Origin of the sequence: Microbacterium sp. (assembly GCF_035554235.1) — a bacterium.
Taxonomy (GTDB): Bacteria; Actinomycetota; Actinomycetes; order Actinomycetales; family Microbacteriaceae; genus Microbacterium.
This window is the reverse complement of the sequence record NZ_DATMIO010000078.1, coordinates 1-18,698: the sequence shown is the minus strand read 5'-3', so window position 1 is coordinate 18,698 and position 18,698 is coordinate 1. Positions and strand designations below refer to the sequence as shown.

General features: G+C 70.2%; 22 protein-coding genes and 1 tRNA gene. 11 read left to right on the top strand and 12 right to left on the bottom strand.

Going from position 1 to position 18,698, the window contains the following annotated elements; translation table 11 throughout:
- A partial coding sequence (locus tag VNT50_RS03965; RefSeq protein WP_325483802.1) for an HNH endonuclease signature motif containing protein occupies positions 1-1,072 on the top strand: 1,072 nt, incomplete at its 5' end.
- Between the two features lie 129 nt (positions 1,073-1,201).
- On the opposite strand, the gene VNT50_RS03960 is transcribed toward VNT50_RS03965, so the two are convergent.
- Positions 1,202-3,127 carry a DUF2207 family protein gene (locus tag VNT50_RS03960; protein ID WP_325483801.1) on the bottom strand — a complete coding sequence of 642 codons (1,926 nt, stop codon included), beginning with the start codon at positions 3,125-3,127 and terminating at the stop codon, positions 1,202-1,204.
- A gap of 30 nt (positions 3,128-3,157) precedes the next feature.
- Between VNT50_RS03960 and VNT50_RS03955 the strand changes: the two genes are divergently transcribed.
- A complete protein-coding gene (locus tag VNT50_RS03955; RefSeq protein ID WP_325483800.1) occupies positions 3,158-3,604 on the top strand; it encodes a MarR family winged helix-turn-helix transcriptional regulator in 447 nt (148 codons plus the stop codon).
- Between the two features lie 21 nt (positions 3,605-3,625).
- On the opposite strand, the gene VNT50_RS03950 is transcribed toward VNT50_RS03955, so the two are convergent.
- From VNT50_RS03950 to VNT50_RS03920, 7 genes are all read right to left on the bottom strand, one after another.
- Complete coding sequence (locus tag VNT50_RS03950) at positions 3,626-4,360, bottom strand: ABC transporter permease (protein WP_325483799.1); 735 nt, start codon at positions 4,358-4,360, stop codon at positions 3,626-3,628.
- The gene (locus VNT50_RS03945) at positions 4,357-5,136 is read right to left on the bottom strand and encodes an ABC transporter ATP-binding protein (RefSeq protein WP_325483803.1); all 780 of its coding nucleotides are present in this window, start codon (positions 5,134-5,136) and stop codon (positions 4,357-4,359) included. Before VNT50_RS03945 ends, VNT50_RS03950 begins: the two co-directional genes overlap by 4 nt.
- A 52-nt stretch (positions 5,137-5,188) precedes the next feature.
- The gene (locus tag VNT50_RS03940) at positions 5,189-5,479 is read right to left on the bottom strand and encodes a DUF4287 domain-containing protein (RefSeq protein WP_325483798.1); all 291 of its coding nucleotides are present in this window, start codon (positions 5,477-5,479) and stop codon (positions 5,189-5,191) included.
- Between the two features lie 17 nt (positions 5,480-5,496).
- Entirely contained in the window at positions 5,497-6,105 is a 609-nt protein-coding gene (locus VNT50_RS03935) for a TetR/AcrR family transcriptional regulator (protein WP_325483797.1), read from the bottom strand.
- Positions 6,106-6,360: 255 nt separating this feature from the next.
- A complete protein-coding gene (locus VNT50_RS03930) occupies positions 6,361-6,873 on the bottom strand; it encodes a hypothetical protein (protein ID WP_325483796.1) in 513 nt (170 codons plus the stop codon).
- Between the two features lie 203 nt (positions 6,874-7,076).
- Positions 7,077-7,532 carry an Hsp20/alpha crystallin family protein gene (locus VNT50_RS03925; RefSeq protein WP_325483795.1) on the bottom strand — a complete coding sequence of 152 codons (456 nt, stop codon included), beginning with the start codon at positions 7,530-7,532 and terminating at the stop codon, positions 7,077-7,079.
- A 184-nt stretch (positions 7,533-7,716) separates the two neighbouring features.
- A complete protein-coding gene (locus tag VNT50_RS03920; protein ID WP_325483794.1) occupies positions 7,717-8,082 on the bottom strand; it encodes a VOC family protein in 366 nt (121 codons plus the stop codon).
- Between the two features lie 103 nt (positions 8,083-8,185).
- Between VNT50_RS03920 and VNT50_RS03915 the strand changes: the two genes are divergently transcribed.
- Together VNT50_RS03915 and VNT50_RS03910 are read left to right on the top strand one after the other, a co-directional pair.
- Complete coding sequence (locus VNT50_RS03915; RefSeq protein WP_325483793.1) at positions 8,186-10,108, top strand: amylosucrase; 1,923 nt, start codon at positions 8,186-8,188, stop codon at positions 10,106-10,108.
- A 33-nt stretch (positions 10,109-10,141) separates the two neighbouring features.
- Positions 10,142-10,486 carry a DUF2200 domain-containing protein gene (locus VNT50_RS03910; RefSeq protein ID WP_325483792.1) on the top strand — a complete coding sequence of 115 codons (345 nt, stop codon included), beginning with the start codon at positions 10,142-10,144 and terminating at the stop codon, positions 10,484-10,486.
- Positions 10,487-10,609: 123 nt separating this feature from the next.
- Here VNT50_RS03910 and VNT50_RS03905 read toward each other — a convergent pair.
- The 3 genes from VNT50_RS03905 to VNT50_RS03895 all read right to left on the bottom strand — a co-directional run bounded on the left by VNT50_RS03905 (position 10,610) and on the right by VNT50_RS03895 (position 11,770).
- Positions 10,610-10,682 (bottom strand) — tRNA-Arg (locus VNT50_RS03905).
- Between the two features lie 74 nt (positions 10,683-10,756).
- Positions 10,757-11,170 carry an MmcQ/YjbR family DNA-binding protein gene (locus VNT50_RS03900; protein WP_325483791.1) on the bottom strand — a complete coding sequence of 138 codons (414 nt, stop codon included), beginning with the start codon at positions 11,168-11,170 and terminating at the stop codon, positions 10,757-10,759.
- A 12-nt stretch (positions 11,171-11,182) separates the two neighbouring features.
- The gene (locus VNT50_RS03895) at positions 11,183-11,770 is read right to left on the bottom strand and encodes an asparagine synthase (RefSeq protein ID WP_325483790.1); all 588 of its coding nucleotides are present in this window, start codon (positions 11,768-11,770) and stop codon (positions 11,183-11,185) included.
- 185 nt (positions 11,771-11,955) lie between these two features.
- Between VNT50_RS03895 and VNT50_RS03890 the strand changes: the two genes are divergently transcribed.
- Together VNT50_RS03890 and paaZ are read left to right on the top strand one after the other, a co-directional pair.
- Positions 11,956-12,150, top strand: coding sequence for a hypothetical protein (locus VNT50_RS03890; protein ID WP_325483789.1), 195 nt, complete (start codon positions 11,956-11,958; stop codon positions 12,148-12,150).
- A 165-nt stretch (positions 12,151-12,315) separates the two neighbouring features.
- Positions 12,316-14,358, top strand: coding sequence for a phenylacetic acid degradation bifunctional protein PaaZ (paaZ, locus tag VNT50_RS03885; protein WP_325483788.1), 2,043 nt, complete (start codon positions 12,316-12,318; stop codon positions 14,356-14,358).
- Between the two features lie 171 nt (positions 14,359-14,529).
- On the opposite strand, the gene VNT50_RS03880 is transcribed toward paaZ, so the two are convergent.
- The gene (locus VNT50_RS03880) at positions 14,530-15,186 is read right to left on the bottom strand and encodes a TetR/AcrR family transcriptional regulator (protein WP_325483787.1); all 657 of its coding nucleotides are present in this window, start codon (positions 15,184-15,186) and stop codon (positions 14,530-14,532) included.
- Positions 15,187-15,274: 88 nt separating this feature from the next.
- On the opposite strand from VNT50_RS03880, the gene paaA reads away from it, so the two are divergent.
- From paaA to VNT50_RS03855, 5 genes are all read left to right on the top strand, one after another.
- Entirely contained in the window at positions 15,275-16,213 is a 939-nt protein-coding gene (paaA, locus tag VNT50_RS03875) for a 1,2-phenylacetyl-CoA epoxidase subunit PaaA (protein WP_325483786.1), read from the top strand.
- Complete coding sequence (gene paaB, locus VNT50_RS03870) at positions 16,213-16,500, top strand: 1,2-phenylacetyl-CoA epoxidase subunit PaaB (RefSeq protein WP_325483785.1); 288 nt, start codon at positions 16,213-16,215, stop codon at positions 16,498-16,500. Before paaA ends, paaB begins: the two co-directional genes overlap by 1 nt.
- Entirely contained in the window at positions 16,497-17,315 is an 819-nt protein-coding gene (paaC, locus tag VNT50_RS03865) for a 1,2-phenylacetyl-CoA epoxidase subunit PaaC (protein ID WP_325483784.1), read from the top strand. The genes paaB and paaC overlap by 4 nt, the downstream gene beginning before the upstream one ends.
- Positions 17,309-17,800 (top strand): 1,2-phenylacetyl-CoA epoxidase subunit PaaD, encoded by a 492-nt coding sequence (gene paaD / locus VNT50_RS03860; RefSeq protein ID WP_325483783.1) that lies wholly within the window; start codon positions 17,309-17,311, stop codon positions 17,798-17,800. The genes paaC and paaD overlap by 7 nt, the downstream gene beginning before the upstream one ends.
- A partial coding sequence (locus tag VNT50_RS03855) for an FAD-binding oxidoreductase (protein WP_325483782.1) occupies positions 17,797-18,698 on the top strand: 902 nt, incomplete at its 3' end. The genes paaD and VNT50_RS03855, both read left to right, overlap by 4 nt.

Sequence of the window (18,698 nt, the reverse complement as noted above, 5' to 3'; positions counted from 1 at the left end):
GACGGGAGCGATGGGGGTGGATGCCGCGGCCGCCGTCGCCGACGCGCTGGGTCCGCTCTCCGAGCGCTGCGCACCTCACGACCTCGCCGCCGCAGAGACCGCCCTCGTCACGGCGGCAACCGGCGACGCCGACAGCCCGCCCTGCACTCCCGACGAGGTGCGCGTCATGGCACAGACATGGGCCCTCGTGCTCGACCCCGACGGGACCCTGCCCGATGAAGCGAAGGGACTGCGCCGCCGCGGCATCACCATCGGTCGCGAGCGGGAAGGCACCGTCCCGCTACGCGGCGAGCTGCTGCCGGCCGTCGCAGCGCAGTTCCAGCGGCTGGTCGACGCCTTCCTGAACCCGCGGGTCGACGCGCCGGCGGGGCCGTCCTTCACCCTGAGCGACGGCGCGATCGACCGTGACGACGAAGAGTACGAAGCGGCCGTGCTCGCAGAGCTCCGCGATCCGCGGTCTCACACCCAGAAGCGGCACGACGCCCTCGCCGGGATCCTCTCGGTTGCCGCCCGCGCGGAGGGCACCCCCAGCATCGGGGGCGCCGCGCCCGTGCTCGTCGTGACCATGACCGCCGCCGACGTCGAGTCTGACGACGGAGTCGGTTTCATCGAGGGCACAGACACCGTCGTGACCTCCGCCTTCGCCCGAACGATCGCCTGCACCGGCGCCGTCCAGCGCCTGGTCACCGATTCGGCGGGGCGGATCATCGAACTCGGATCGCCGCTTCGCACTTTCACCGTGCACCAGCGACGGGCGATCGCGCAACGCGACGGCGGCTGTGTCATCCCCGGGTGCCACGTCGGCGCCACGTGGTGCGAAGTGCACCACGTGCGGGAGAGTTCCCGCGGCGGACCGACCCACACGGACAACGGCGTTCTGCTCTGCTGGCACCACCATCGAACGATCGACTCCGGCGGCTGGCAGATCGCCATGATCGACGGGATGCCGCACATCAAGGCGCCGCACTACCTCGATCCATACGGCCGTTGGCGACCGGCATCCGGAAGCCTCCACCGGCGGCGCGACCGGCTCCTCGCGGAGCGGGCGGGGCCGCGAGCCGCCGAAGGATGACGACGTTTCGACGAGCTCCGGGACCGAGCCCTCGCGGCGAGCCCCTGGATCGGGCCGGCGGAGCGCGCCCTCGGAGCGAGCTCTGGGACCGAGCTCTCGGCGCGGCCCCCGCCGGAGCCGACCACCGCGCTAAACCCCGCCCCCGCCGCCACCGCCACCGCCACCGCCGGCCGATCCGCCGCCGCCCGAGCCGCCCGACGTGCTCGACGCGGACGACGCGCTCGATGACAGCGAGCCGATGCCGGCTGAGAACGCCGCCGCGTTGAACCCGGTCGAACCCGTGTACCAGCCGGGCGAACCGTCCACGTCATACAGGGCGGCCAAATGCCGCGCCCACTCCTTCTCCTGGCCGAAGACCACGGCATACGGCAGCAGCACCTCATACAAGCGCAGCCTCTGCCGCGGATCGTTGACGTCCATCCGCACCCGCTCGGCACCCTCGGGCGACTGCAGCATCCGGATGCGATCCTCCTCGGCCCACTCGATGAAGATCCTCAGTCCCGCCAAGTGGTCCCGGGTCTCGGCGCCTTTCACAGTCACCGGCTGCCGGGAGACCAGGCCGATGACGATCGCGACGACGACGACCGACGCCCCCATGAGCGCGATCGGGATCCACGGCGTGACGCCGCCCTCGATCGCGATGATGCCCAGAACGAAAACCAGCGTCGCCGCCCCGGCCGCCGCGAGGATCGGCAGCACGCGCGCCCACCCCGACACCGGACGCCGCAGTCCGCGGGAGACGAGCTCCGACGTCGCGGATTTGATGATCGCCTGCGCCGCCGTCGAGAACCGCGTGTCGGACTTGCCGAACTCGTAGACGGTGCCGGGCGGCGAACCCGGCGGGAAGAGCCCGTCCAGCAGCATCGCCCCATCGCCGTCCGCGCGCGACCGGTCGACGAGATGCGCCTGCAGCTTCGTGCCCCCGAACAGCTTCGGCGGACCCTCCACGATGTGGATCGACCCGACGATCGCCTGCTCGAGCACCTCCGCGGGAATGGCCTTGGTCGTCTTCCCCAGCAGCACCGCGCTCTCGAGCGCATCGACGCCCGCGGGCGGCGCGAACTCCGTGACGATGACCGGGCGGCCGGGCTCGTCCCGCATGTGCCGCGCGCGCATCACCGCGCCGAACGCGAGCGCGCCACCGGCGAGCAGCCCCGCGAAGCCCTGCAGCCAGCCCCACGGCGACGCCAGGTACGACGAGTCGAAGGGCGTGAACGTTCCGGCCTCGAACCCGATCGCAACGGTCATCGTCTCGAACGCACCGAGCCCTCCAGCGGATGCCGACACCACGGACGACCCCGCTTCGCCCCCAGCCCCCGCTCCATCGGCCGACTCCTCGCCCGACGACCCCGCCTCGCCCGACGACTCCGAGATCTCGCACGTCTCCGTCGACCCCTGCGCGCCCCGATAGCAGGCCATTCCCCCGGTCCGTGCGTCGGCGAGCTCACCCGGAATGTTCACCCGAGCCGAGACGCGCCCGAAGGGCTGCGCCCAGTCGACCCCGTTGACGTCCCAGTAGAACTCGTCGGCCTGGGTGTCTGCGAAGGTTCCCACCACGTTCTGCATCGTGTACGTGAACACATATGTCTGCGCCCCGTGCACGAAGCCGTCCGCGCGCGACGTGACGATGAGGTGATCGTCCTCCCACTCCTCCTCGACCGGCCGCGGGTTGCCCTCGGCATCCGTCACCGACTCGAGCGTCGGGAAGGTCGGCACGCCCTCGTATGAATCCGGGATGCGGCGCTGCATCCCCCTGTTCTGATCGAACTCGGGAAACACTGCGACGAACGACTCGATGACCCTCAGCGTGCTGGTGCCGTCCTCGGCGCGACCGAGCGTGTATTCGACATCCATGCTCTGGAACACGAAGTCCTGCACGCCGGCCGACCGCAGACCCTGCACCGCCGCGACACCCGGAGCGGTCTCGCCCTGCAGCGCCGCGAACGCGGGAGCGGCCCCGACGGCGAGCAGGGCAAGCAGAATGGATGCCGCGAGCGCGATGAACCCGCCACGCACCCGTGATCGCCCCGACAGATTCCCCGCGCTCACGCTCACGCGGCAAGCCTACGGGCGTAATCTGGTGCGATGAACGACCGCCGCCTCGCCATCGACGCGTGGGAGAGCCTCTTTCGCGCACAGCACGAGGTGTTCGGCGACATCAGCGCAGACTTCGACGACACGACTCTCTCGCAGGCCGAATACGACGTTCTGCTCACCGTCACCCGGGCGCCCGACATGACGGCGCGGCTGCGCGATGTGACCTCCCTCATGCTCGTGAGCCAGCCGAGCGTCTCCCGTCTCGTCGAGCGCATGGTGGCCCGCGGCCTCGTGACGAAGTGCGCCGACCCGGTCGACGGCCGCGGCGCCCTCGTGCGCGCGACCGCCGAAGGAGCCGAGGCGTTCCGCGGGCTCGCGATCCAGCACGGCCGGCGCATCGCCGATCGGATGTCGCGCCTCGACGAAGCCGAGCTGCAGGCCCTGCTCGCACTGACCGCGAAGCTTCGCAACGACAAGTCCGACGAGGACTGCTGAGCTCGGTCGGCGGATGTCGGGCTACGGCGTCCGCCGCCGCAGCGTGAGCGACGCCAGCACGATCGCCGCCAGCACGAAGCCGATCACCACGAGCAGCGGTCCCACGACATCCCAGCCCTCATCGCCCGCGGTCACCGCGTTGACGGCATCGATGGCGTAACTCAGCGGCAGGAAGTTCGAGATCGCGTAGAGCACATCGGGCATCTGATCCCGGGGCATGAAGATGCCGCCGAGGATGATCTGCGGGAACACGATGAGCGGCATGAACTGCACGGCCTGGAACTCGGTGCGCGCGAAGGCGCTCGCCAGCAGCCCGAGCGACGTTCCGAGCACCGCGTCGACGACGGCGACGAGACCCAGCTGCCACAGCGGCCCCTCCACCTCGAGCCCGCACACCCACACGGCGAACACGACCGTGATGACGGCCTGCAGCACCGCGGCGGAGCCGAACGCGAGGGCATAGCCGGCGATGAAATCGCCCTTGCCCAGCGGCGTCGTCATGAGCCGCTCGAGGGTGCCCGACCGGCGTTCCCGGAGCGTCGTGATGCTCGTGATGAGGAACATGATCACGAACGGGAACAGCGCGAGGATCGGCGGCCCGATCGTCTCGAACACGCCCTCCTGATCGACGAAGAGCCACGCGAACAGGCCGACCAGCAGGCTCGGCGCGATCAGCATGAGCGCCACCGAGCGGTGGTCGTGGCTGAGCTGCCGGAGCACCCGGCCGGCGGTGGCGAAAGTGCGGGTCGCGTTCACGACCGGTCCCCTTCCCTCCGGAGTTTCGGATGCGCCGCCTCGTCGCGCTCGACGAGCGCGAGGAACGCGGCATCCGGATCATCGGTGCCCGTCGATGACAGCAGGCCTTCCGGGGTCGTGTCGGAGATGATCCGTCCCGCCCGCATCAGCAGGAGCCGATCGCAGCGCACGGCTTCGTCCATGACATGGCTCGACACGATCATCGTGGTGCCGCCGGCCGCGAGCGCGCGGAAGATCGCCCACAGCTCGGCCCGCAGCACCGGGTCGAGGCCGACCGTCGGCTCATCGAGCACGAGCACCTCCGGGGTGCCGAGCATCGCGACGCCGAGCGAGACGCGATACTCCTGCCCGCCGCTCAGGGAGTCCACCGTCTGCCGGGCCTGCGGCCCGAGGCCGACCTGCTCGATGACCCGTCCCACATCGGAGGCGGGGGCGCCGATGAGGCGCGCGAAGTAGCGGAGGTTCTGCTCGATCGTGAGATCGCCGTACACGGAGGCATCCTGGGTGTCGTAGGCGACGCGATGCCGCAGCGACGGCGAACCGGCGGGGTCGCCGAGCACCGTCACCGTGCCGCTCGCGACCTTCTGCACGCCGACGATCGAGCGCATCAGCGTCGTCTTGCCGCAGCCCGACGGACCGAGCAGCCCCGTGACCTGGCCGCGCGGGATCTCGACGTCGAGGCCGTCGAAGACCGTGGTGGTGCCGCGCCGCACATGCAGCCCGCGCACCGAAACCGCCGAAGAGCGCGCGCCACCGGCATCCATCGCTTTATTCATCACGTGATGAATTATGCTCCCGGTTCCTCCGCCTCACAAGGCCGCCGACGGGTCAGGATGCCGGATTGGTGGCCTTGCCCTCGAGCCACAGGGTGTCGGAGGGATCGCTGTGCGCGCGGCCGGAATCGACGTGTTTGGCGTCGATCTTCGGGCCCTTCGTGATCACGTGGACGAGGGCCATCGCGTGCCCGCGGCCGAGCCCGTAGTCCTCGGCCAGCCACGCGATGATCTCGCCTGACTTGGTTCCGGGACCGAATCCCTTGCCGGCCGCGAGGTCGATGAACTGGCGTGGAGTGAGGCCGGTCTTGGCTTCGATGTTGTCGAGGTATGCCTGGAACGACATCCGTCATCCTTCCTGAGTCAGTCGAACAGATAGCCCTGCACGGTGGGCGCGAGCTTGGCGACGAGATCGTCGACGGATGCCTCGGCCAGCGGGGCGAGCCGGAGCACGTACCGCGCGATCAGCAGCCCCGCGACCTGGGAGGCGACGAGCGCCGCGCGCAGCTCGGCATCCGGAGTGTCGAGCCTGGCCGCGATCTTGCCGATCAGCTCGCGGGAGAGGAAGCCGGCGAGAAGGGGAGTCGCGAGCTTGTTGCCGATCGCCGAGCGCAGCAGCACGATCCCGCGCTTGCGGGTCTCGGGCACCTCCCACGCCTCGAGGAGGTAGCGGACGATGGCCTCGCCGATCTCGTCGCGCGGTCTCTCGAGGATCTCGGGAATCGCGAGGTCGGGCCGGAGCGGTGCCCCGATCGTCTCGCCGAACAGGTCGGCCTTGGTGCCGAAGTAGTGGTGCAGGAGCGCCGCATCCACCCCGGCGCGGGCGGCGATCCCGCGCATCGTCGCGCCGTCGTAGCCGTGTTCGCCGAACTCCTCGATGGCGGCGCTGACGACGCGCTCGCGCGTGCCGGAATCGCCCCCGCTCGGGCGCCCGCGACGGCGTCGGGGCGTCGGGACGGCGTAGTGCGCCATGCGGCCAGCCTAGCCCCGGGGGTGCGTGGGCGCCGGGCCCGCCGAGGTGGCAGCTCGCGCCGCGTCCAGGCGGGCGGAGCGACGACAACTGCCACGCCGTGCTTGACGGTCCCCGCATCCAGGATCGCGGGCGCCTAGAGCTCGCACGATGTCCTCGTGGGGTTGTCATAGCGGCGAATCGGGCATCGACGAACGGATGATGGATGCCCCGGCCGCGCGAACGCATCGGCCGGGGCACCACCGTCGTACCCGAAGTCAGCCGAACTGCTCGGCCGTCTTGAACGCGGCCTCGTGCAGCTGCTCGAGCGATCCGGCACCGTCGAGCCGCTCCCACGCGTGCGCGCTTGTCTCCAGGGCGAACGCGAGCCCGACCGCGTAGCCGAACACGAACTCGGGGTCGAACTCGTCGCGCGGCCCCCACGGCTCGGGCGGCCACGGCGCCGGCGGCCACGGAATCGGCGGCCACGGGCGAGGCGGCGGGCAGATGTCGTCCACCACGACGTCGAAGCCCGTGTGCAACAGCTGCGCGATGCCCGCGGCGCGGACGAGCTCCGCTCCCACCGCGAACCCGTAGTCGACGCCCGGGGGCAGCGGCTGCGGATTGAGCGACGCCTCGAGGCCCCGCACGATCGCCTTGGGCGGCAGCGGCTGCGGGTTGAGCGCGACCGCGGCGAGGCGCTTCATCGGGCCGAGCGGCCCGATGATCTCCTCCCAGATCGCCGGATTCTTCTTCGCGATGATCGCGATCAGGCTCCTGTGTATGGCCATCGGATATCTCCTTCTTCGGCCCGCCCACGCGGGTCGTCCCGGACGCCCGCCACACGCGGGTCAAATGGGAGGAGGGGACTCGACGGCCGCTGATACCGCCCGCTGAAAACGCCGAACCGCCCCGAGCATCTCGGGGCGGTTCGGCACGGCGCGGTTCGGCACCGACGGCGCGGTCGGTGCGCCCGCACCGTCGCGGCGCGAGCCTACTGCTCGACCGGCTGGGGAGCGTCGCTCGACTCGTGGGCCTTGAAGACCGGAGCCTCGGCGTTGGTCGAGACCTCGATCCTGCGCGGCTTGGCCTTCTCGCTCACGGGAATCGTGACGCTGAGCACCCCGTTGGCGTAGTTCGCGGCGATGCCCTCGGTGTCGATGCCCTGGCCGAGGTTGAGCTGACGCAGGAAGCTCGCGGCCTCACGCTCGCGCGTGATCCACTTGACCCCCTCGCCCGTGGTGAGCGTGCGCTCGGCGCGGATGGTCAGCAACTGGCCGTCGACGTCGATGTCGACCGAACCCGGGTCGATGCCGGGCAGGTCGGCGGTGAGCACATAGTGGTCGCCGTCGCGGTACAGGTCCATCGGCATGCGGCGAGGTCCGCGGCGGGGGTCGAAGAGCGTCGACGCGATGCGGTCGAGCTCACGGAACGGGTCGTTCGTTGCCATGATTCTTCTCCTTGTGGGCTCGGCCCGGAGGTCGTCCGGGCGGGTGTTTACGGGGTTGAGTCGAGTCGGCTCAACTACGTTCAGATTAGCACTCGAGGCATGCGAGTGCCAACCGTTCGCGCACGGCGAACAGCACCCCAGCCGCGTCGTTCGGCACGACGGTTGATCGGCCCGGCGGGCGGGCCTAGACCGGCTGGAACGCGATCAGACCGACCGTGTTGCCCTCGGTGTCGCGGATGAAGGCCTGCCACTCCTCGTGGCCCGCGGGACCCAGCGTGTCGTCCGCGTGCGTGAAGATCACATGCGGCCTGGCGACGACATCCGCGATCCCGTCGAGGCGCTCGAGCGTCTCGTGCACGTTGTGCACGCCCAGATAGAGAAGGGATGCCGGGGCGTTGGCATCGAGCAGCAACCGCACGCCGTCGAGGTCGAAGAAGAGGAGGCCGGGCGGGTCGAACCGGGCCACCGGGTCGCACTCGAGCAGGGTCGTGTAGAAATCCGACGCCCGGTCGAGATCGTCCGCGTGCAACGCCACCTGTTCGAGTCTCACCCCGGCCAGTCTGCCAGCCTGGCGCGCGGGGTTCCAGACCTCGACCCGCGGCATCCCCCGACCTAGGGTGAAACGCACACGCCGCGACTCATCGAGGAGAGCCATGCCGAGACTCAACACCGAGTGGTCCGCTGACATCGCAGAGATCCGGCGCCTTGCCACCGAGCGAACGGGGCCGTTCGACGATGCGTTCACCCGGCGCTTCGCGCAGCACTTTCCCACGCTGCATCCGCTGTTCGCGGCACTCTACGGGCATCGGGACGACGGGCTCGAGCAGCTCGCCGCCGTCGTGGCGGAGGCCGCGGCATCCTGGAACTCCCGCCCAGACACGCTCAAGGCGCACGACGACGAGCGCGAGTCGAATCCCGACTGGTTCCTCTCGAACCGGATGCTGGGAGGCGTCTGCTACGTCGACCGCTTCGCCGGATCGCTCGCCGGCATCCGCGACAGCATCCCGTACTTCCAGGAACTGGGGCTGACCTACTTGCACCTCATGCCGCTCTTCGAAAGCCCCGAGGGCAACTCCGACGGCGGGTACGCGGTGTCGAGCTACCGGAAGGTCGACCCCGCCCTCGGCACGATGGAGGAACTGGCGAACCTCGCCGCCGACCTGCGTCGGGCGGGCATCTCGCTCGTCGTCGACTTCATCTTCAACCACACGAGCAACGAGCACGAGTGGGCCCGCAACGCGGTCGCCGCCGAACCCGGGTACGAGGACTTCTACCTGATCTTCCCCGACCGCACGATGCCCGACGCGTACGAGCTCACCCTGCGCGAGATCTTCCCCGAAGACCACGCCGGCTCGTTCGTGCAGCTCCCGTCTGTAGACGGGCGGCCGGGTCGGTGGATCTGGGCGACGTTCCACCACTTCCAGTGGGACCTCAACTACGCCAACCCCGCGGTCTTTCGTGCGATGGCCGGCGAGATGCTCTTCCTCGCGAACCAGGGCATCGAGGTGCTGCGCCTGGACGCCGTCGCCTTCATCTGGAAGCGCCTCGGCACGCCGTCGGAATCGCTGCCCGAGGCGCACCTGCTGCTGCGGGCCTTCAACGCGGTGCTGCGGATGGCGGCGCCGTCGCTGCTGTTCAAGTCCGAGGCGATCGTGCACCCCGACGAGGTGGTGCAGTACGTCGCGCCCGAGGAGTGCCAGCTCTCCTACAACCCCCTGCAGATGGCACTCACGTGGGATGCGCTCGCGACGCGCGACCCGAGGCTGCTGCAGCAGGCCCTCGTACGCCGGCACGCCCTGCCGCCGGGCACCGCGTGGGTCAACTACGTGCGCAATCACGACGACATCAGCTGGACGTTCGCCGACGAGGATGCCGCCGAGATCGGCATTCACGGATACCCGCACCGCCGGTTCTTGAACGACTTCTACGTGGGCCGCTACCCCGGCACTTTCGCCCGGGGCGTGCCGTTCCAGGACAACCCGAAGACCGGCGACGCACGCGTCACGGGCACGACCGCGTCGCTCGCGGGCGTCGAGGCGGGCGACCCGGGCGGCATCGACCGCGTGCTGCTCGCGCACGCGATCGCCCTCTCGACCGGGGGCGTGCCGCTGATCTACCTCGGCGACGAGGTCGCGCAGCTCAACGACTACTCGTACGCCAGGAATCCGGATACGGCCGGGGACAGCCGGTGGGTGCATCGGCCCGAGCGCCCGGCAGACCTGTACGCGCAGCGCGAGGACCTCACGACCGCCGCCGGCAAGGTCTTCACGGCGCTCACGCACCTCATCCGCACGCGGAAGGAGACGCCCGAGTTCGCGGGCGGCCGGCTGAGCGGCTTCGACGCCCGCCACCGCTCGGTGCTGGGCTATCAGCGCCCCGGCGCGACGGATGCGGCCGCGCGCATCCTCGTGCTCGCGAACGTCGACGATCATCCGGCCGTCATCCGCGCGACCGTGCTCGCGGGGTTCGAAGCGGGCGCCATCGACATCGTCGACGGCGAGCGCGTCGACCTGGCCGTCGGGCTCACGCTTCCGGCGCACGGGTTCGTCTGGCTGCGGGTGGTGCCGCTCGCCTGACGCGGGGAGCTCGCCGGGGATACACTCCGGAACGTGAGCAGGATCTTCACGACGAGCTTCGCCGCCGTCTACCCCCTCTATGTGACGAAGGTGGAACGGAAGGGGAGAACGCGGGACGAGCTGGATCAGGTGATCGAGTGGCTGACCGGCTTTGACGAGGCGGCGCTGGCCCGTCACCTGGCAGAGGGCTCGACGTTTGCGACCTTCTTCGCTGACGCAGCACTCAACCCGCGGGCATCCTCGATCACGGGGGTCGTCTGCGGAGTGCGGGTGGAGGAGATCGAAGATCCGCTGATGCAGAAGATCCGTTACCTCGACAAGCTCGTGGAGGAACTCGCGCGCGGGCGACCCCTGCAGAAGGTGTTGCGCAGCGCCTGACCTCGAGCATCCCCGGTTGCCGCGGGTATGCGGCTTGCTCTTGCTGCCCCCGAACCGGGAGCCCCGGCATTGAAAAGACGGCCCGCTTCCGCGAGCCGTCTTCCTTACTGTCTCAACACAGTGTGCGCTCGAAGGGACTCGAACCCCCAACCTTCTGATCCGTAGTCAGATGCTCTATCCATTGAGCTACGAGCGCAATTCAGCTCGCGCGCCAGGCGCGCAGGCCAGCGTCCAGAATACCTCAGGCGACGGGATGCCGCGAATCGGTGCTCACGCGTCGCCCGCCAGCGGCACGACGGGGTCGGCGTCTAGGGCGCGCAGCTGGCGCTGATTCGCGACGAGGCGATATGCCCCGTCGATCAGTTCCTCGATCAGGTCCCAGTCCGCGCCGGGCCCCGCGCCGATCGCGAGGTAGCCCGAGGCGCCCTCGTAAGCCGGCACCCACACATCGTCTCGTTCGAGGAGCGCCTGCCGTTCGTCGGGGTCGACTCGCAGCACCACCGCGTCCTCGGGCTGGTGCGCGGCGCCCGCGATCGCGAACTGCCGAGTGCGCGCCCGCCACGTGGGACGCCCGTGCGCGACGACCTCGGCGACCTCCGGGTACCGCTCGCACAGGCCACGCACGCGCGCGACGAACGGATCGTCGTCGGCGAATCGCGAGGGATGCGGCGTGGTTTCGGGCATACGCCGATTGTGTCAGGAGCCCTCGACACCGTCAGCATCGCTCGCTGCGGTCTCGGCGGCGAGGCGATGCCGGTGCTGCGACGCGAGCCGCTCGAGATCGACGAGGCGGAGGGCCTGCATCCGCGCGGGGCGCATGACCTCGTAGTCGGGATCGGCGTCTGCGCGCATCCCCTCCACGGCCAGCCGGCGCTCGAGGTTGGACTCGACATCCGACCACGCCGCCTCTCGCGCCGCCTCGACAAGGCCGTCCAGCGCCACGGGGTCATCGGCCCGTCGCCGAAGCTCCTGCGCGACGCGCAGATACTGCCGGCGGCGGCGGCGCAGATTGCGCACATCCCGGTCGCGGTAGTCGTGGGTCCCGTCGGGCTGGGAGTACTGCCCCCACGCGGCCTTGCGCTGCCGGTGGGCGAGGCTGGCCGCCTCCTCGGCCTCCATGGCGAGCGAGATCAGCGCCTCGCGGGCTACAGGGATGAACCGCGGGGGCTCGAAGGGCTCGCCGAGCGAGATCGTCCCGACCAGGATGCTGTTCTTGACGCTCAGGCGCGCGGCGGACTGAGCGATGGCGATGCCTTCGGCGACGGCATCCGCGTTTCTTCCCACGGCCGCCCACCTCCCTCCCCCGAGATTAGCCGTCCGCGACGCCCGGCGAATCAGGAGGGCGAGGCACGTGTCATCCCGCGTGCACGGGGTAGCAACCGGGCCCGGCGTTCGCAACCCCCCTGACGCCGATGACGACGACGCCTAGCGTCGATGGCAACTCACGAAGGGAGCGAATCATGGGAATCATGGATGACGCCAAGGAGACCGCCGAGACGGCCGGTCGTAAGATCCAGGACGCGTGGGAGGACACCACCGACAAGATCGGCGACAAGGTCGACGAGGCCAAGGCCGAGGCCGAGGTCAAGAAGGCAGAGGCGGAGCGCGACTCCGTCAAGACGCGCAACGAGGCCAAGGAGGCCATCCGCGGCGACGACCGCTGAGCGGCTCGTCCGAGCCGGCCTCGGGTCGAAGGCCCTCGAGATCCACACGGTCCGGGGGCCTTCTCGCTGCGCCCCGCGGGGCCCGGCGGGTACCGGCGCCCACGCCTCGGGTAGACTTCCTGAACGATCGGTCACTTATCTGTTCTCGACGAGGAGGACGCCGCCATGAGCGTGCTGCAGAGTTATGTGGGCGGGCGCTGGTCTGCTCCGGATGCCGCGAACGCCGTTCCCGTGCACGATTCCTCGACCGGCGAACTCGTCACGAGCGTGAGCGCCGACGGCATCGACCTGGCCCTCGCGCTCGACCACGCCCGCCGCACCGGCCAGGCGAGTCTCGGCGCCCTCACGTTCCACCAGCGGGCGATGCTGCTCAAGCGCTTCGCTCAGATGCTCACCGAGCACAAGGACGAGCTCTACGCGCTGTCGGCGCGCGCCGGCGCCACGAAGGCCGACGCGTGGGTGGATGTCGACGGCGGAATCGGCGTGCTGTTCACGTACTCGTCGAAGGGCCGGAGGGAACTCCCGAACGCCCGCGTCTACCTCGACGGACCGGTCGAGCCGCTCTCGAAGGACGGCACATTCCTCGGCCGTCATGTCTACACGCGGCTTCCCGGTGTGGCCGTGCAGATCAACGCGTTCAACTTTCCCGTCTGGGGCTCGCTCGAGAAGTTCGCGCCCGCGTTCCTGGCCGGCATGCCCACGATCGTGAAGCCCGCGACACCGACTGCCTCCATCGCGGAGGCGATGGTGCGCATCCTCATCGAGTCGGGCGAGGTTCCCGACGGCGCACTGCAGGTCGTCTGCGGCGCCGTGCCCGGCCTGCTCGAAAGCCTCCGCCTCGGCGACCTCGTCGCCTTCACCGGCTCGGCCACGACGGCCGCCGCGCTGCGGGAGCGCGTGCCGAGCGGGGTCGTGTTCCAGACCGAGACCGACTCGATCAACGCGTCGGTGCTCGGGCTCGACGCAGCCCCGGGCACGCCAGAGTTCGACGCCTATGTGAAGCAGCTCGTCGCCGAGCTGATGGCGAAGTCGGGGCAGCGGTGCACCGCGATCCGGCGCGCGATCGTGCCCGCGGCATCCATCGACGACGTCATCGCGGCCGTCCGCACCCGCCTCGATGAGCGCGCTGTGCTCGGCGACCCGCGCGGCGAGGGCGTCACGATGGGCCCTCTGGTATCGATCGCGCAGCGCGACGAGGTGCTGCGCCAGGTGCAACGGCTGCGGGATGCCGGCGGAGAGCTCGTCATCGGGTCGGCCGGCCCGCCCGATGTCGTCCGTGCGGATGGCACCCGAGGACCGGCAATGGCCGGTGCGTTCGTCGAGCCGATGCTGCTGCGCTTCGCCGACGCACGCACGCCCGCGGTGCACGAGGTCGAGGCGTTCGGTCCGGTGGCCGCGATCCTCGGTTACACGAGCCTCGACGACGTCGCCGACCTCGTGTCCCGAGGGGAGGGGTCGCTCGTGACGAGCGTCGTGACCCACGACCCGGTGTTCGCCGTCGAGCTGACGTCGCGCATCGCCGCCGGCAACGGCCGGGTGCTGCTGCTGGACCGCGACGACGCCCGCTCATCGACGGGCCACGGGTCGCCGATGCCGCACCTCGTGCACGGCGGACCGGGCCGCGCCGGTGGGGGTGAGGAGCTCGGCGGCATCCGGGCGGTGCTCCATCACATGCAGCGGACCGCCATCCAGGGCTCCCCCGACATGCTCACGGCGCTGACCGGCGTGTGGCATCCCGGTGCAGCGACGCGCAGCGACGAGCGGCATCCGTTCCGCAAGAGCCTCGCGGAGCTGCGCATCGGCGATCAGCTGGTCTCGGCGTCGCGCCCCGTCACGCTCGAGGACATCGAGACTTTCGCGCATTTCACCGGCGACACCTTCTACGCGCACATGGACGAAGCCGCCGCGGCAGCGAACCCCTTCTTCCCCGGCCGCGTGGCGCACGGGTACCTTCTCGTGTCGTGGGCGGCAGGGCTCTTCGTCGACCCCGCACCGGGCCCGGTGCTCGCGAACTACGGCCTCGAGAACCTGCGCTTCATCACCCCGGTCAGCCCCGATGACGAGATCTGTGTCGTGCTCACGGCCAAGCAGATCACCCCGCGCGAGACCGACGAATACGGCGAAGTGCGCTGGGATGCCGTCATCCGCAACCAGCGCGACGACCTCGTCGCGACCTACGACGTGCTGACGCTGGTCGCCAAGCAGTAGCGCGTTGCGCATAACTCCTGCAGCTTGCCTGGCCGCGAGGCGATCACGCCCGGAATCCCGGTGGGTGCGCGTTCGCTGTGCGCGGGAGTGCAGGAGTTATGCGCACCCGGCGGGGGCAGTGCGCGTCACCCGACGGTGGCAGTCGGCGTCACCCGGCGGGGGTCGGCCGCGTCAGCGGCGGCGGAGACCGTCCAGCACCAGGGCAAGCACGTCGTCGGCGAGCTGACCCGCGCCCACGATGGGGCTCCGCCCCAAACCCCCGGCTTGCTGACGCGCGCCCTCCGGCCCGGTCGGCCGGTACCACTCGACGAGCGAGTTGACCATGCCGAAGACCAGGCGGGTCGCGATCGCGGGGTCGATGTCGGCGCGGACGGCACCGTCTACCTGCGCCGCGCGGACGAGGGCGCTGACGGCGTCGTCGAACCGCCGCCGCCGCTCGAGCGCAGCGCGCTCGACCGCGGTGTTGCCCCGCAGGCGCAGCAGCAGCGTCACATACGGGAGCCGGTCGACCAGCACCTCGACCGCGCGGCGCACGACGTATGTGAGCCGCGCGGTCTGCGTGCCCCGCCGGGCTCCCGGCTCGTCGAGCACCTGCTCGAGCCCGCCGAGCGCCTCGTCGAGCGCCGCCTCGAGCAGGTGCTCCTTCGAGTCGAAGTGGTGGTAGATCGCCGACTTCGACAGTCCCAGCCGCGTGGCGAGCATCCCCATGGATGTCGCGTCGTAACCGTGCTCGTTGAACACGCGCACCGCGACCTCGAGAGCCCCGCGGCGGTCATAGCCCGGTCGCCCCCGGCGGGGCTCGGCAGGCACCGCGGCGCTGTTCGACATCCCATTCCTCCCGTTCACTCCGGGCGATTGATCGACCGCCCGCGTCGGCCTATAATAACTGAACGATCGTAAAGTAAAGGTGCTGACGATGACGACACGCGAACAGGCGCGCTTCGACGAGCTTCTCGAGGCCGACTCGCGCATCGAGCCGCGCGACTGGATGCCGGATGCCTACCGCAAGACGCTCGTGCGGCAGATGTCGCAGCACGCGCACTCCGAGATCATCGGCATGCAGCCCGAGGGCAACTGGATCGCGCGCGCTCCCAGCCTCAAGCGCAAGGCGATCCTGATGGCGAAGGTGCAGGACGAAGCGGGCCACGGACTCTACCTCTACTCGGCCACGGCGACCCTCGGCACGACCCGCGACGCGATGACCGGTGCGCTGCTGGAGGGCAAGGCCCGCTACTCCTCGATCTTCAACTACCCCACGCCGACCTGGGCCGACATGGGCGCGATCGGCTGGCTCGTCGACGGCGCCGCGATCGTGAATCAGGTGCCCCTCTGCCGCGCCTCGTACGGACCATACGCTCGCGCGATGGTGCGCATCTGCAAGGAGGAGTCCTTCCACCAGCGGCAGGGCTTCGAGATCCTGCTGTCGCTCATGAACGGCACCCCGGCGCAGCGCGAGATGGCTCAGGATGCCGTCGACCGCTGGTACTGGCCGAGCCTCATGATGTTCGGGCCGCCCGATGACGAATCCCCCAACTCCGCGCAGTCGATGGCCTGGAACATCAAGCGCTTCGGCAACGACGAGCTGCGGAACCGGTTCGTCGCGATGCTGGTGCCCCAGGCCGAAGCGCTCGGCATCACCCTTCCCGACCCCGAGCTGCGGCTGGATGGGGACGGCAGCGTCGTCGCGATGGGACCGATCGACTGGTCGGAGTTCGAGGCGGTGCTCAAGGGCAACGGCCCGTGCAACGCGCAGCGCATCCAGCACCGGCGGCAGGCGCACGAAGACGGCGCGTGGGTGCGCGAGGCGGCGGCCGCGTACGCCGAGCGGATGTCGCACCCGAAGGCGGTGGCGTGATGGATGCCGAGGCATGGCCCCTCTGGGAGGTCTTCATCCGCGCGAACCGCGGCCTGAGCCACGTGCATGCCGGGTCGCTGCAGGCGCCCGACGCCGAGATGGCCGTGCGCAACGCGCGCGACGTGTACACCCGCCGCAACGAGGGGATCTCGATCTGGGTCGTCCCCGCAGACGCGATCACCGCGAGCGACCCCGACGCGCGCGAGGCGTTCTTCGAGAGCCCGTCCGGCAAGAACTACCGGCACGCGACGTACTACACCGCGTCCGAGGGGGTGCCGCACCTGTGAGCTCCGAGTCATCCCACATCAGCGTCGACACCGTCGCGCTCGACGCCGAACTCGTCGGCGACGAGGCCGCCGTCTCCTCGCCCGCGGTGGCCGAATACGCGATCGGTCTCGGCGACGATGCCCTGATCCTCGCCCAGCAGCTCGGCTGGTGGATCTCACGCGCACCGGAGCTCGAGGAGGACATCGCTCTCGCCAACATCGCGCTCGACCTGCTCGGGCATGCGCGGTCGCTCCTCCGCTACGCCGGAACCGCCGACGGCCGCAGCGAGGACGACCTCGCGTACTGGCGCGACGAGCACGAGTACCGCAGCCGCTGGCTCTTCGAGCAGCCCAACGGCGACTTCGCACACACGATCGTGCGGCAGCTGCTGGCATCCGCCTACTTCCGCGCCCTCTACGACGCGCTCACGGCCTCCACCGACCCCACGCTCGCGGCCATCGCGGCCAAGGCCCAGAAGGAGGTCACCTACCACCTCGATCACGCCGCGCAGTGGATGAGGCGGCTCGCGCTCGGCACCGACGAGTCGCGTCGGCGCACGATCATCGCGCTCACCGACCTCTGGCCCTACCTCGGCGAACTCTTCGATGACGACCGGGCAGCCAGGGCGCTTCCCGCCATCGCTGTGCTGCCCTCGACCCTGCGCGAGGGCGTCGACGCCGAGCTCGCCGGCATCCTGAGCGCCTGCGGCCTGGACGCGCCCACGATCCCGTTCTCCTCCGGCGGCGGCCGCGAGGGGCGCCACTCGAGCTACCTCGGCCCTCTCCTCGCCGAGCTGCAGGTGCTCGCCCGACAGCATCCGGGTGCGTCATGGTGACCGTGACCCGCACCCGCGCGTGGGACATCGCCGCGGCGGTGGCCGACCCCGAGATCCCGGTGCTGACGATCGAGGACCTCGGCGTGCTGCGCTCCGTCGACGAGCACGGCGCACGCGTGCGCGTCGCGCTCACGCCGACCTACAGCGGATGCCCCGCCCTCGACGCCATCAGCGCCGACGTCGACGCGGCGCTGAGAGACGCGGGCTACACCGACGTCCAGGTGCGCACGGTGCTCGCCCCGGCATGGACGACGGACTGGATGACGGATGCCGGCAAGGCGAAACTCGCCGAGTTCGGCATCGCTCCCCCGAACGGGCGGGCGCCGGCCCGCGGCACCCGGGTGCCCATGACCCTCAGCGTCAAGTGCCCGCAGTGCGGGTCGCTCGACACGCGCGAGGTGTCCCGCTACGGATCGACCTCGTGCAAGGCGCTCTTCGAGTGCCGCGCGTGCCTCGAGCCCTTCGACTTCTTCAAAGTGCTGTGAGCACGCTCACGCGCCGCCGCGCGAGGTTCCACGAGCTGGAGGTGACGGCCGTCCGTCCCCTGACCGCCGACAGCGTCGAGGTCACGTTCGCCGTGCCGCCGGAGCTGCGGGCGGAGTACTCCTACCTGCCCGGGCAGTACGTGGCGCTGCGGGCGGAGATCGACGGACGCGAGGTGCGGCGGAGCTATTCGATCTGCCGGCCGCCGGAGCCCGGTGCCATCTCGGTCGGAATCAAGCGCGACCTCGGTGGCGTGTTCTCGGCGTGGGCGAACACCGAGCTCTCCCCCGGCGACCGCATCGACGTGATGAGCCCCGAAGGCACCTTCACGACGGGACTCCCCGATCTGAACGGTGCGCATCTCGCCGGCATCGCCGCCGGCTCGGGCATCACGCCGATGATGGCGCTGGCGGCATCCGTGCTGGCGGCCTCGTCCACCGCCCGCTTCTCGCTCATCTACACGAACCGCGCGACGCAGGACGTCATGTTCCTCGAGGAGCTCGCCGCGCTGAAAGACCGCTATCCGGCTCGGCTCGCGCTGCACCACGTGCTCTCGCGCGAGCAGCGCGCAGCGCCGCTTCTCTCGGGGCGGATCGACGCCCAGAAGCTCGATCGCATCCTCGACCTCCTGCTGCCCCCGCACGATGTGACGGAGTGGTTCCTGTGCGGCCCGTTCGAACTCGTGGCCCTCTGCCGCGACACGCTGGAGCGTCGCGGCGTGGCGGCGTCCGACATCCGATTCGAGCTCTTCACGACCGATGCCGACGGCCCGCGCATCGACCGCGGACGCCCCGTCGAACTGCGCCCCGGCGATGAGACGGTCGAGATCGAATTCACCCTCGACGGGCTCTCGTCGCGGGTCGAGTCGCCGGTGGCGGCCAACGAGGCGATCCTGGATGC

Excerpts from the sequence above, each read along its gene's own strand:
- VNT50_RS03900 (WP_325483791.1), bottom strand. The coding sequence starts at position 11,170 with ATGCCCGAAACCACGCCGCATCCCTCGCGATTCGCCGACGACGATCCG.
- VNT50_RS03925 (WP_325483795.1), bottom strand. The coding sequence starts at position 7,532 with ATGGCAACGAACGACCCGTTCCGTGAGCTCGACCGCATCGCGTCGACG.
- VNT50_RS03955 (WP_325483800.1), top strand. The coding sequence starts at position 3,158 with ATGAACGACCGCCGCCTCGCCATCGACGCGTGGGAGAGCCTCTTTCGC.
- paaD (WP_325483783.1), top strand. The coding sequence starts at position 17,309 with ATGGTGACCGTGACCCGCACCCGCGCGTGGGACATCGCCGCGGCGGTG.
- paaB (WP_325483785.1), top strand. The coding sequence starts at position 16,213 with ATGGATGCCGAGGCATGGCCCCTCTGGGAGGTCTTCATCCGCGCGAAC.
- VNT50_RS03880 (WP_325483787.1), bottom strand. The coding sequence starts at position 15,186 with ATGTCGAACAGCGCCGCGGTGCCTGCCGAGCCCCGCCGGGGGCGACCG.
- paaZ (WP_325483788.1), top strand. The coding sequence starts at position 12,316 with ATGAGCGTGCTGCAGAGTTATGTGGGCGGGCGCTGGTCTGCTCCGGAT.
- paaA (WP_325483786.1), top strand. The coding sequence starts at position 15,275 with ATGACGACACGCGAACAGGCGCGCTTCGACGAGCTTCTCGAGGCCGAC.
- VNT50_RS03935 (WP_325483797.1), bottom strand. The coding sequence starts at position 6,105 with ATGGCGCACTACGCCGTCCCGACGCCCCGACGCCGTCGCGGGCGCCCG.
- VNT50_RS03930 (WP_325483796.1), bottom strand. The coding sequence starts at position 6,873 with ATGGCCATACACAGGAGCCTGATCGCGATCATCGCGAAGAAGAATCCG.
- VNT50_RS03890 (WP_325483789.1), top strand. The coding sequence starts at position 11,956 with ATGGATGACGCCAAGGAGACCGCCGAGACGGCCGGTCGTAAGATCCAG.
- VNT50_RS03945 (WP_325483803.1), bottom strand. The coding sequence starts at position 5,136 with ATGAATAAAGCGATGGATGCCGGTGGCGCGCGCTCTTCGGCGGTTTCG.
- VNT50_RS03915 (WP_325483793.1), top strand. The coding sequence starts at position 8,186 with ATGCCGAGACTCAACACCGAGTGGTCCGCTGACATCGCAGAGATCCGG.
- VNT50_RS03940 (WP_325483798.1), bottom strand. The coding sequence starts at position 5,479 with ATGTCGTTCCAGGCATACCTCGACAACATCGAAGCCAAGACCGGCCTC.